The sequence below is a fragment of the Gardnerella sp. DNF00109 genome, from assembly GCF_049262845.1.
Classification (GTDB): Bacteria; Actinomycetota; Actinomycetes; order Actinomycetales; family Bifidobacteriaceae; genus Bifidobacterium; species Bifidobacterium vaginale.
In genome coordinates, this window is sequence record NZ_CP058406.1 from 1,310,766 (window position 1) to 1,323,480 (window position 12,715).

The window sequence follows — 12,715 nt, forward strand, 5'->3', positions numbered from 1 at the left end:
CTAAAGTCAATTCGCAATGTTTGGATGAATATTAGCGCGCTGATCCTTAGGCTTCTTCAAGTCTGGATTAACGCGCTCAATAAGCATAGTTCGAGCGTCGCCAGCTGTAACAAAACTGCCGCAAATCAACACTCCATGTCCGTATCCAACTCCAAGCTCATCGTCTTCGTCAACAAGATTCACAGCTTCTTGAATAGCGTCTGGAAGATCGTCAACGCGAATCACTCGATCTCTGCCAAATACGTTAACCGCAATCTTCTCCAAATCTTCTGGATCCATAACGCGATCACGCCAAGAGTTACGAGTAACAATAATCTTCGTTAAAATCGGCTCAAGAACACCCAAGTATTCTTCAACTTGCTTATCTGCCATCATTGCCACAACGCCAATAAGCTGCTCAAAATTATAATTCTCCTCGATTGTTTTACGAAGCGACTCAGCAGCATTAACATTGTGGCCGCCATCAATAATAATTGTCGGAGAAGTGCGCACTTGCTCAATTCGCCCAGGAACCTTAACTTGGCTCAAAGCCTCGGCAACCAAATCGCCATCCAAAGCGCCATTTACAGGCAGAACAACCTCCGCAGCAGCAAGCGCCGCCAAAGCATTATGCGCCTGATGCACACCAAACTTGTCAATCGGCACATCTTCATAAGTGCCATTAGGCGTGCGCAAAGTGGCAACTTGACCGCCAACAGCTGGAGTGCGCGAAATAACCTCTAGCTCGCCACTGCCGTCACTAAAGTCGCGTAAAAGCTTGGCATTATTGCTATTTGCCACCTCTTGAATAATCGGCAAAACTTGCGATTCGTGTGGCTGCGGCCCCAAAATCACAGTGCAATTTGGCTTAATAATGCCCGCTTTTGTGCGCGCAATCTCTTCAACCGTGTTTCCAAGCCATTGCATGTGATCCATGTCTACAGGACCAATAATCGCAGCATCAGCATTCATAACATTAGTGGCGTCCCATTCGCCACCCATGCCAACTTCCATCACGGCAACATCCACAGGAGCATCGGCAAAAGCCCAAATCGCCATAGCTGTAAGCACTTCAAAAAAGCTCATGCGCGGCTTGCCATCAGCATCCATGCGAGCGTCAACCATGTCTATAATGTCTTTCATTTGATCAAACACATCAACGAACTGGTCGTCGCTAATTTCCTCACCATCAATCATGATTCGCTCATTTATGCGCTGCAAATGCGGAGAAGTGTAAAGACCCGTGCGCAAACCATATGCGCGGCAAATCGCCTCCGCCATGCGAGCCGTGGATCCCTTGCCATTTGTGCCAGTAATGTGAATTACGTGCATCGATTGCTCTGGATGCCCCAAAATATCAAGGATTAAGCGCATTCTGTCTAAATCAAGATTCGTCTTATTATGCTCTGGAGCGCGTCGCATGATATCACGCTCAACGTCAATAATGCGCTCGCCGCTACTATTTGGATGTTCCATAGACATTTTGTTTGTACTCCCCCTGATTTAACTCTCGCCATACGCTGTGTTCGTTATATGCGACATTCTTATGCTCATTTTTCCAACTATCTAGATTAGTAACTGTAGTGTTTTTGTTAGTGCGTATCGGCGTGTCGAAGTAGCGACACACTACAAATTCGTTAGATTTATCTCACTCATGATGCATTTGTAACGTTATTTGGCTGTTTTTCGTTACATTTGCATCATTGATGAGACATTTGTAACGCTTTTTGGCTCAAATTCGTTAGATTTATCTCACTCATGATGCATTTGTAACGCTAGCGGTATTTCTTGCTTGGTGTCGCGCAAACGACTTTATAGCGCGTTATAAATTTCTGCAATAGTGAAAAATGTTACAAATCATACAAAAAATTATCCAAAAGGCGTGTTAGTGGAAACTAAATGGTAGAGTACTCGATGTCGTTTCCGCCCAGGCTGCGTAGGTCAAGAGACGATTTTAAAGAAATTACAATACGCAGCGTCTAGTAGTTAAGGGACTATTATGAGTGATATTTTCAATAATGAATCAAATAATGAATCAAATTACACGCAATCCAGCACGCCTATAACAGACAAGGCTCAAAATCAAGAAGAAGTTACGCCTACAATAATTAGCAGTCTTCGCTGGCGAGTGGCAGATATATCACTTGGAGCTGCTTTAGCTGCTTTGTTTGGTGTAATCTACTGGGGCTTTACTATTGTGTTCTTCTCCCAGATTTCACCTATTTTGCGAACGGTTTTGCCTGGTTTTGGAAGCATTTTGCATGGCGTTTGGTACATGTCTGGTCCTCTTGCTCTTCTTTTGATTCGTAAGCCTGGTGCTGCGATTTATGTTAATGTTCTTGGTGCTGTATTCGAAAATATTCTTGGTCAACAATTCTCCGCATTCATGGTTCTTGCTTCTGCCGCTTTACAAGCTGTGTTTAGCGAAATTCCTTTTGCGATTGCCAAATATAAGAAGTATAACCTTACCTTAAGCGTTATTGCTGGTGGTCTTACAGCTATTGAATATGGTATTTATTTGATGTTCGTAATCTACCAAGGTAAGTCTGTAAATTATCTAACAATTCACATGATTTGTGAGTTTATAAGCGGTATTGTGATTGCTGGAATTATTCCTTGGATTTTGTTCGTTGCAGTTCGTAAGACTGGAGCTTTGAGTAATTTCGCTTCTGGAAGAGGACAAGCTACAGTAGCATAATTATTCGAGCTAAAACAGCTGGCGACTAGACTAGCAGAGCACATAAGTGTGCATTGCAATGCGAATTGTATATGAATAGTGTTGCATAGCGTGTTAAACGTTTATGGGTGTGTGCTAATCTAGTCGTTGCTGACTTTGTTAGCGTGGGGCTTTAGCTCAGTCGGTTAGAGCAGCGGACTCATAATCCGCCGGTCCAGGGTTCAAGCCCCTGAGGCCCCACTAGATAATCGCCTTAATGGCGTATAAAAAAGCTTCAACTCGTTTGATTCTAGGAATTACCTAATTCATCTTACAAGTTGAAGCTTTTTGTTTATATTCTTACAGACTACAGTCCTGCTTTAGAAAGATAGTCTGGGATTTCGCTCGTGTACTCTGGCCAGGCTCCTGCTTGAGTGCAAACGTACGCAGCAGTGTTGATTGCAGCACGATGCGCGTCTTTAAGCGAATCGCCAGCCAAAATCCTTGCAGTAAAAGTACCAGAGAACGAATCGCCAGCACCAACTGTGTCATTAACTTCCACATGAGGGGTCGGATATGTGGAGCTTTCTCCCGTCTTAGTAAAGATTGTGCTAAAAGTAGATCCGCCAGTCAAAATCACATAATCCAAGCCGTAGCGCGCCTGGAACCATTTGCAAGCCTCATTGTCTGAAGTTTCGCGAATATTGAACATGTCTCTAAGAAGAAGCAGCTCAGAATCGTTAAGCTTAAAAACAGTAGCCTCTTTTAGCAGAGCATCAATTAAATCTTTTGAATAATGATCGCTACGAATGTTAATGTCAAAGAACTTCATGGCGTTTGGCTTAGTGTGCTTTAAAAGCTCCAAAACAGTGTCGTGCGTTTCTTGCGATCTTAAGCTAAGAGTACCAAAGCAAATCGCGTCTGCTTTGCTAACAAGATCTACAAGTTCTCGCGTATAAACAATATGGTCCCACGCAATGTTTCGCACAATCGTGTATTCTGGAATGCCATTTTTAAGTTCCACATCTACTGTGCTAGTTGGCCAAGCATTGCGCTGAATAACGTGCTTGATCCCTGCTTTTTTAACTTCTTCAACAAGTTCATCACCGAGAGAATCTTCTCCAACCGCACTAATAACATAGCTTTCTGCTCCATTGCATTGCGCGTGATACGCAAAGTTGGCTGGAGCACCTCCAACTCGTTTTCCTTGTGGGAGCAAATCCCACAGTAGTTCTCCAAGCGAAAGAACGATTGGCTTAGTCATTATATTCCTTTCAAGAGCATCAATGATTTTGGCTACAACTTGTTGATTCAACATTTTTACCCGCAGCACGCCGATAATAAAATAATGCTGTTATAACAAAGCGATATAACAACATTATTGCGTTAAGATTAGATAAATTGGGTCTTTAGGATTTTGAACTTTACAACTCAACGGTTAGTTGCCACTTTTCCGCCGAAATATAAGAAAAGTGGCACTAATCTCATCGAAAAAAGTTGCTCTGCCGCACGTTACTTTGACGCGCACTGAGCCATCCAAGCCTCTACATCATCAATCTGCTTAGGAATATCGATAGAAAGCCATTCAGGGCCATTCTCCGTCATCAAAACATCATCTTCAATGCGGATTCCAATTCCGCGCATTTCTGGCGGAAGCATAAGATCATTGGCAGCAAAGTACAAGCCAGGCTCGATTGTGAAAATCATTCCTGGAGTAATCTTCGCACCCTGATACGCCTCGTAGCGAGCTTGAGCGCAATCGTGAACATCCAAACCCAAGTGGTGAGCAACACCACACGCATGCCAACGACGATGCTGCTGACCTTGCGGCGAAAGCGATTCTTCAACGCTAACCTTTAGAATACCCCACTCGTGCAAATGCTCCGCAAGCACGCGCATGCAAGCGTGGTGAATATCGCTGTAAGTGGCGCCTGGCTTAGCCGCCTCAAAACCAGCTTGCTGAGCGTCGAGAACGCACTGGTAAAGCTTCTTTTGCAAGTCTGTAAACTTGCCGTTTGTTGGGAAAGTTCGCGTAATGTCTGCCGTGTAAAGGCTGTTGACTTCTACGCCTGCATCAATCAAAAGAAGATCCCCGCTAGAAACCACGCCCGTGTTGCGCATCCAATGCAAAATTGGAGCGTGCTTTCCAGAAGCAACAATCGTATCGTAGCCAACCTCGTTTCCAACTTCTCGAGCAACGGAGTTAAAAGCGCCTTCAATCATGCGCTCAGAATGCTCTTTGCCTAAAGCTTGAGGTAAACGCGTAAGCATGCGATCAAAGCCTAACTTTGTAGCAGCAACAGCTTTGCGCATTTCACCAATCTCGTAAGCATCTTTAAGCATACGAGCTTCGGCTGCTACTTCGTGCAATTTATCGTCTGCAGCAATATTTGCATCTTCGTCGCTAAATCCGCTCGCTTCTCTTAACTCATCTACACGTGCTGTTAAATCGGAGTCCGCTTCTCGCACAATTCGCACACGCACGCTTTCGGCAGAGCTATTATCGTCGCTAACATTTTTTGCGATTGCGTCGTCAAGCTCCGCAATATCACGCGTTTCAATGCCTGTCATAGCTTTCAACTCTTTGAGTCCTGCGCGAGGACCAACCCAGTATTCACCGTAGTGCGGGTCTTTGTAGAACGCATCAGTGCTATTGTCTGCGCGAGGAGCCACAAAAAGCTGCGGAACGTGAGTTTCGCCAGCCGCTTCCTCGTTACTGCCTGCTTGCACCGGCTCAAGTACAAGAACAGCGCCAGCTTCGTAATCCTGACCCAAGCCAGTGTAGTATGCGAAAGTTGTGTCTGGTCTAAAAGCGTAGTCGCAATCGTTATTGCGTACTTTTGGCTGACCTGCTGGGATAACAAGGCGCTCGCCTGGGAACCTCTTACCAAGCGCTTCTAAGCGTGCTGGCGTGTACTTTGAGGACTCAAGCGGTTCGATTTGTGGCTCCTGGTTATCCCAGCCACTAGTCATAAACTCTTTAAAGGAATCGCTGTTTGGGCGCAAAGATCGATTGTTTACGCGGTCTTGCGCTTTCTGCGTACCATCCGCGTTTAGTTGCTCACCATGTATTGTTGGCGTTGATTGATGCATATCTTCTGCCATCTTGCGACTCCTTGAATTAATCTTTAATCAACCTAATCTTTAATAAACTTAGATTCAATCTACATTTCCCTATTTTCTTATTAGGAATGTACATTGAAAATAGCCATTAACTTGCAAAATACTAAAGCGAAGCGTTGTAATGCTGCACCTTAAGCGTACGGCGAGAAGAATCAAGCTTGCCGAGCACCATACGACGCAAAGCTTGATCCGCATCCTTATGCTCATCAAGCCAGCGCTGTCCGCGCTCAACTAATTCGTCTACATCCGCATAATTTGGATACAAGCCTTCAATCAAAGTTTCCGCCATATGGAATGTGCGATTCTTCCAAATCCACTCAACTTCAGCAAAGTAGCGCTCAACATAAGGCTTAACCAAATCGCCTTTAGCTGTGCTTGCAAAGCCAACAACCACAGCACCCATTTGCATATTAGTCAAATTGAGATTACGCAAAGCCTGTTCAAAAGCCCAATCCTTAGCTTCTGCAGTTGATCGAGCCGCACGAGCTTGGTAAGCGTATTCGCGATTCTCAGTAGTATCGCGCTTTTTAAGTTCCGCGTCAATTCCAGCTTCGTCCAAAGCGTTCACGCCTGCGAGCGCAATAAGAATGCTCCAGCGCAAGTCGTTGTCGATTTCCAAGCCTTCTAAGCGCACGGAACCGTCAAGTAATCCGTTAGCTACGCGCACAAACTCAGCATCTCCAACTTCGCCGTATCCAAGATAAGCCTTGAGCAACTGGAATTGCTCGTCAGAACCTGCAGAAGCTGCCAAAGCCAACTGCCAAAGTTCGTGAGCTACATGCTTTGCGACTTCTGCTTGACGCTCAGGCACCACGTAGTGGCTTGCAGTTACCTTTACTTGACCAAGAGCATAGCGGAAAGTAGTTGATTCGCGCTCAGTTGCCAAGGCTTTAAGGCTGAGTTCCACGAAGCGTTCTGCTGGGAATTCTGCGTCGCGAGTCATATCCCACAATGCGAGCCAAATAAGCGAGCGAGTCAAAGAATCCTTGAAACGATACAAGTTTTCTGCAGCAAACTCAAGCGACTTTGCGTCAAAACGCAACTTTGTGTACGTTAAATCGTCGTCGTTCACGAGAATAAGCGCAGGCATTTTTTCGCCGCGCGCTTCCGCCACTTCCGTCACTTCGCCGTCAACATCTAGTTCGATTCGCTTTGTGCGCTTAATTTCGCCAGTTACTTCATCTACATTGTAGAATCCAACAGCCAAACGGTGTGCGCGAAGAACAGGATGCTCAGCTGGCGCGCTCTGACGCAAACGCAAGGAAGCAATAGTGCCGTCAGCTGCTTCTTCAACTTCGGTAGAAATCGTGTTAATTCCAGCTTTTTCAAGCCACTGAGCACTCCAAGCCTTAAGATCGCGTCCGCTTGTAAGCTCCAACTCGTGCAACAAATCAGCCAAAGTTGCGTTGCTGTATGCATGCTTGCTCAAGTAATTGTGGATTCCTTCAAAGAACTTTTCGCGACCAACGTACGCTACGAGTTGCTTTAATACGGAAGCTCCCTTTGCGTAAGTGATGCCGTCGAAGTTAACGGAAGTGTCGTTCAAATCGTTGATTGGAGCCACGATTGGGTGGGTTGTTGGAAGCTGATCTTGATTAAGCGCCCAGCTTTTTTCGCCAGAATTGAAAGTGCTCCAAGCGTCATGCCATTCTGTTGCTTCAGCAGTTGCAAGCGTAGAAGTGAATTCTGCAAAAGACTCGTTAAGCCACAAATCATTCCACCACTTCATAGTTACGTAATCGCCGAACCACATGTGTGCAAGCTCGTGCAAAACTGTTACAACACGACGCTCAGCATATGCGTCCGTGACCTTGGATTCAAACACGTATTGGTCGCGAATTGTAACCATACCAATGTTTTCCATAGCTCCAGCGTTATATTCTGGCACGTAAATCTGATCGTACTTTGCGTACGGGTATGGCACTCCCCAAGTCTTAGCGTAGAAAGCAAAACCTTTCTTCGTAATATCGAACAAGTAGTCAACGTCTTTTGCAAAAGCGTCTTTAAGTGCCTGACGGCAGTACATTGCCATTGGCACTACGCGACCGTCTTCGTTGTTGTAAGTCGTATGCCACTCAGCATAAGGTCCTGCGCAAATCGCAGTTAAGTAGGAGCTCATTTTTGGAGTTGACTCAAACACCCAGCGCTTCATTCCTTCTACAGCGCCATTTTCCAAAGTGCCTGCTTCAGTTTCGCGGCCTTCCAGCGCTGTTTCGCTCTTAACTGGCATGTTGGAAGTCACAATCCAGCTTTCTGGAGCATCCACGCTAAAATCAAAAACCGCCTTCAAATCTGGCTGATCAAACACTGCGTAAACGCGGCGAGCATCCGGCACCTCGAACTGAGTGTACAAATACACGTTGCCATCGGAAGGATCAACGCTTCTGTGCAAACCTTCGCCCGTGTTGGAATATTGGCAGTTTGCTACAACTTCTACGGTATTATGCTCAAGCAGATTTGCTAGCTCAATTCGACTATCTGCAAAAACCTTAGAAACATCAAGAGATGCGCCATTGAGCACAACGGATTCAACGCTGTTTGCAATCAAATCGAGGAAGCTTGTTCCACCAGCTTTAGCATCAAACTCAATCTTTGTGTGCGATTTAAAATCGCGTTCCCCTTTGCCTAAATCAAGCGCAACATCGTAGTGAATTGGCATTTGAATTGCGCTAAAACGTTCCGCAGCTTCTACGCGAGTCAGATTTGCTCCTGGCATATTTACCTTCCTTTTTATATTTCCTTTATATTTTCCTTATTCTTGATTATTTTCTGAAATATTTGCTACTACTGGCACAATCATTGGCTTCCTACGCAACGCACGCGCAATCCAACTTCCAAGCGTTCTTCGCATAATCTGCTGAAGCTTATACGTGTCTTTCTCGCCATGCATCATAGCGTCTTGAAGCTGGAAAACAATTTGAGATCGAACTTTTTCAAAATCAGACTCGTCTTCTGCAACAGCATTCAAGTAAATCTTTGGACCTGCTACAACATCTGCGCTATCTGTATTTACCACTATAAAGCTAGACACAAATCCTTCTGTGCCAAGGATTCTACGCTTTTCCAGCTCTTCGTCTGTAAGCTCGCCAACGGAATCGCCATCAACATACACGTATCCGCATGGCACAGATCCAACAACGGCGGCGTTTCCGTGGTACAAGTCCACAACATCTCCATCTTCTGCCAAAACAACATTTTTAGGATCCACGCCTGTTTTAACAGCAATCGAACCGTTTGCCACAAGATGCCTGTGTTCGCCGTGAATTGGCATAGCGCATTTTGGCTTAACAATGTTGTACAAGTAGAGCAACTCACCCTCATTGCAATGACCAGAAACATGAATCGCAGCATTATCTTTGTTGATTACGCGAGCGCCCATTTGTACAAGCTTGTTGATTACTTTGTAAACTTCATGCTCGTTTCCTGGGATTAGTGAGCTTGCAAGAATTACGGTATCAAGCTCATTAACTGTAATATCTTTGTGTATTCCGTCTGCGATTCGCCCAAGAGCTGCCATTGGTTCGCCTTGAGATCCTGTGCACATATATACAAGCTTGTCGTCTTGAATATCTTTTGCTTGCTTTAAATCTACAACAGTATTTTCTGGAATATGTAAGTAGCCGAGATCTGCCGCAATAGACATATTTCTAACCATTGAGCGCCCAACGAACACAACTTTTCGACCATACTTGTGTGCAGCGTCTACGACTTGCTGAACGCGGTGAACATGGCTAGAGAAGCTTGCGACGATTATTTTGCGAGTGGCTTCCGCAAACGCGCGATTCAAAGCTGGTCCAATAGTGGTTTCTGGCTTAACGAATCCTGGAACCTCGGCATTTGTGGAATCCGCCATTAATAAGTCAATTCCCTGTTCGCCAAGCTTTCCGAATTCAACTAAATCAGTAAGCCTATGGTCTAGTGGAAGCTGATCTAGCTTTATATCTCCCGTATCAATAAGCGTTCCTGCTGGCGTTTTTACACACACTGCAAGAGCGTCTGGAATGGAGTGTGTTACGTTAATAAACTCCAAATTAAAAGGACCTATTTTTAGCTTGTCTCTGCCTTCTACATGAATCATTTTTGGGTTGATTCTGTGTTCTGCACATTTTGCTTCAACAAAAGCGAGTGTTAATTTAGATCCGATTAGAGGAATGTCTGGACGCATTTTTAGCAAATATGGCACGCCACCAATATGGTCTTCATGTCCGTGCGTAAGTACCAGAGCATCTACTTTATCTAACCTGTTTTGAATGTAGTGAAAATCTGGCAAAATCAGGTCTACGCCTGGCTGCTCTTCTTCTGGGAAAAGCACTCCGCAGTCTATAAGTAAGATATGACCGTTGTATTCTATAACGTTCATATTTCTTCCGATTTCGCCCAATCCGCCAAGCGGAACAATTCTCATTGACCCCTTGCGATATTTTGGCGGAGCGATTAACGCACCATCGCGCTGATCGTTTACCACTGGTGGAAGCGCGTTTTTAACTATTTTAGAACTTTTAGAACTTTGCGTATTTTTGATTTTTTTGCTTGCTTTCAAAGATTCGATATTGTTATCGTTAATCTTGTTATCGCTTGTTTTATTGCTTTTTTTACTTGTATTAGTTGTTTTTTCTTTTTTCACAGTTTTATTTGACTTTTTATTCGTTATTTTTGAAGGTTGGGAGGTTTTTACAGAGTCTACAATTTCTGCAAGAATCTCATCCGTCAATTGCATCGTTGTCTTACTCATCTAATCCATTGTAGCGTTACGCCTCAACGGATTAACACTTAAAAATATGAAGCAAATCGCTTTGAATTTGTCGTAAATAACCTATAAAGCTAAAGCTAAAGCCAAAATGTTAAAGCGTGTGTTGAAACGTGTGTTAAAGCGTAAACTCTAATGCTTACCGTATTTTTTCCAAATCTTGATTCCGATGCCGATTAGTACTACAACGATTGCGAAAATCATTGAACCTAAAATTGCGGAGCCTGATTGAATGTCAGCAAAGCCTGCTGCTGCGAATAAATCTGAACCAAACATTACACACCTTCTAAAATTCTTGTTTATTGTTTATTGTTTTGTTATAAAAACCTATTATTCCTAATTCTACAATACTTTTTTGCAAAAGATAATACTCCGAATTGCCTTCGTGCTACGCTTTGAACGCTCAGACAGGTTGTCGCGCTTATAGCGTAGCGCGCAAGGGTAATTCTCTGTTTGCTGTTGCGAGATATGCGGATTCGTTACATTTGTATTATCGGTGAGGCATTTGTAACGTTTTTTGCTGTGGCATATACCCCTTTTAGTATGAAAAGCGTCAGTGTTGTTTGCGCGTTACAATAATCCACCCAATTGATGCGATTGGAATTGCAACAAGCGTAGAAATCCATGGAACCATCATTCCGCCATGCGAGCTCCACGCGTCAATCGCAAAGCCCGCGACCATTGATCCAAGAGAAGCGCCAGTTGCAGATGCCGTTGGCAGCCACGATAATCCTTCGGTAAGCGAGTGCTCAGGAATCGTGTCTTTAACAATAAGATTTCCAGTTGCAAAAATTGGCGAAACGCATAGTCCGCTTAAAAGCTCAAAAATGCTTAGAAGCACAAGTCTATCTAAGTTAATGTTCATAAGAATAAAGCCAATAGTAAGAAGGCTTAAAAACACGATTAGATGAGACCAATTAGATCCGCGGAATTTGTGAGAACCAAAAATAACAGCTCCAACTAAAGATCCGCATGCAAACAGCGCAAGTTGCAAGCCGATTAATTTGTCTAATCCTTGCGCACGCATTGCTGCAGTAACAGATACGTCAAAAGCGCTAAAACTCATATTAAAAACAAGGAACATAACAACAAGTGGTATGATTCCGCGGTAAAGAAGAACGTTTTTAGGCTTCTTCTTACGATTTTTGTTTTTGAGTTGTTTAAGTGAAAGCCTGTCTATAAGCTTTGTAGTGTTGTTGCTTTTATGTGTGTTTTGTACGTTTTCGCTTTGCTCGCTTATTGCATTTTGCACGTCTTCGTCGTATTTAGGCGCGCTTTCTACTTGCACGATTTTAATAACCGCTGGCTGTGTGTTTTTAAGTGATAAGAACCACGCTCCACCTAGTCCACTTGCTAAAACCGGCACAAAAAGTTGAGATACAGGGTGAACGCTAGTGGCAAGCCATGCTGCAAGAATTGGTCCGAAAATAAACACAATCTCGTCAATTCCAGATTCAAGCGCATATGCAACGTTTAGTAACGTATCGTCGCTTTGACTTTTAAGTGTGTATGCCCAGCGCGTTCTAACAAGCGCGCCGAACGCAAATTGCGTAACTCCCATTAAGATTGCAAGCACAAAAAGTATTGGCAAGGGTACACGTATTAGCGCTGCAACAGCAAAAGATAGCATAGCTACAACTTGCGCGCTTAGAGCAAGTGTTCCAACTTTTCTTTGACCAAATCTATCAAAAAACTTTGCATATAATGGCGTTACGGCTGCTTGTGATAGCACGTATGCGGCACTCATAGTGCCTGCAATAGTCCAATTGTTGTAAATGTGGTTTAGTGCAAGAACGATTCCTAAACCCATCATCGAAATAGGCAGCCTTGCTATTGCTCCAGATATGCAAAATGCTCGCGTTCCTTCAAAAGAGAATAATCTTGCATAATTTGACATAGGCGAAGACTTTTGCTGCGCCGATTTCGATGACATATTCACTTCCCTTAAAATTTGTACGCGTTTAACGTGCTTAACATGATTGATTTTTGAGTATCTTTCTAGTCTACATTATGGCGTCAAAGTTTGCAGATTGATGTTTTGATTTTCCCGTGTTTGTTCCCTTTTTGGTCGATTGGGGAAACAAAATCGGGAAAATCGTTCGCGCATTATGCAGATCGAAATCGTCGATTCGAACGTTAATCCATAGGTATTTGATAAAATCGCATTGAAAACTTGATACCCCCCCCCCGTAGAGCTGTATACTGTTTTC

General features: G+C 44.0%; 8 protein-coding genes and 1 tRNA gene. 2 read left to right on the forward strand and 7 right to left on the reverse strand.

What is annotated here, in order from left to right; genetic code table 11:
- Window positions 1–6 precede the first annotated feature (6 nt).
- Window positions 7–1,461, reverse strand: a complete 1,455-nt coding sequence (locus HXT20_RS05240; protein ID WP_422114293.1) for a bifunctional folylpolyglutamate synthase/dihydrofolate synthase — start codon at window positions 1,459–1,461, stop codon at window positions 7–9.
- Window positions 1,462–1,978: 517 nt separating this feature from the next.
- Between HXT20_RS05240 and HXT20_RS05245 the strand changes: the two genes are divergently transcribed.
- Both HXT20_RS05245 and HXT20_RS05250 read left to right on the forward strand, forming a co-directional pair.
- Complete coding sequence (locus HXT20_RS05245; protein WP_004116727.1) at window positions 1,979–2,677, forward strand: ECF transporter S component; 699 nt, start codon at window positions 1,979–1,981, stop codon at window positions 2,675–2,677.
- A gap of 145 nt (window positions 2,678–2,822) precedes the next feature.
- A tRNA-Ile gene (locus HXT20_RS05250) sits at window positions 2,823–2,896 on the forward strand.
- 106 nt (window positions 2,897–3,002) lie between these two features.
- On the opposite strand, the gene HXT20_RS05255 is transcribed toward HXT20_RS05250, so the two are convergent.
- From HXT20_RS05255 to HXT20_RS05280, 6 genes are all read right to left on the reverse strand, one after another.
- The gene (locus HXT20_RS05255) at window positions 3,003–3,899 is read right to left on the reverse strand and encodes a carbohydrate kinase family protein (RefSeq protein WP_422114467.1); all 897 of its coding nucleotides are present in this window, start codon (window positions 3,897–3,899) and stop codon (window positions 3,003–3,005) included.
- A gap of 248 nt (window positions 3,900–4,147) precedes the next feature.
- Window positions 4,148–5,728, reverse strand: a complete 1,581-nt coding sequence (locus tag HXT20_RS05260; RefSeq protein ID WP_413428960.1) for an aminopeptidase P family protein — start codon at window positions 5,726–5,728, stop codon at window positions 4,148–4,150.
- Window positions 5,729–5,861: 133 nt separating this feature from the next.
- A complete protein-coding gene (pepN, locus tag HXT20_RS05265; protein WP_422114294.1) occupies window positions 5,862–8,474 on the reverse strand; it encodes an aminopeptidase N in 2,613 nt (870 codons plus the stop codon).
- Between the two features lie 36 nt (window positions 8,475–8,510).
- Window positions 8,511–10,490, reverse strand: coding sequence for an RNase J family beta-CASP ribonuclease (locus tag HXT20_RS05270; protein ID WP_422114295.1), 1,980 nt, complete (start codon window positions 10,488–10,490; stop codon window positions 8,511–8,513).
- Window positions 10,491–10,637: 147 nt separating this feature from the next.
- Window positions 10,638–10,781 carry a hypothetical protein gene (locus tag HXT20_RS05275; protein WP_004113042.1) on the reverse strand — a complete coding sequence of 48 codons (144 nt, stop codon included), beginning with the start codon at window positions 10,779–10,781 and terminating at the stop codon, window positions 10,638–10,640.
- Between the two features lie 277 nt (window positions 10,782–11,058).
- The gene (locus tag HXT20_RS05280) at window positions 11,059–12,438 is read right to left on the reverse strand and encodes an MFS transporter (RefSeq protein ID WP_004113044.1); all 1,380 of its coding nucleotides are present in this window, start codon (window positions 12,436–12,438) and stop codon (window positions 11,059–11,061) included.
- Window positions 12,439–12,715 lie beyond the last annotated feature (277 nt).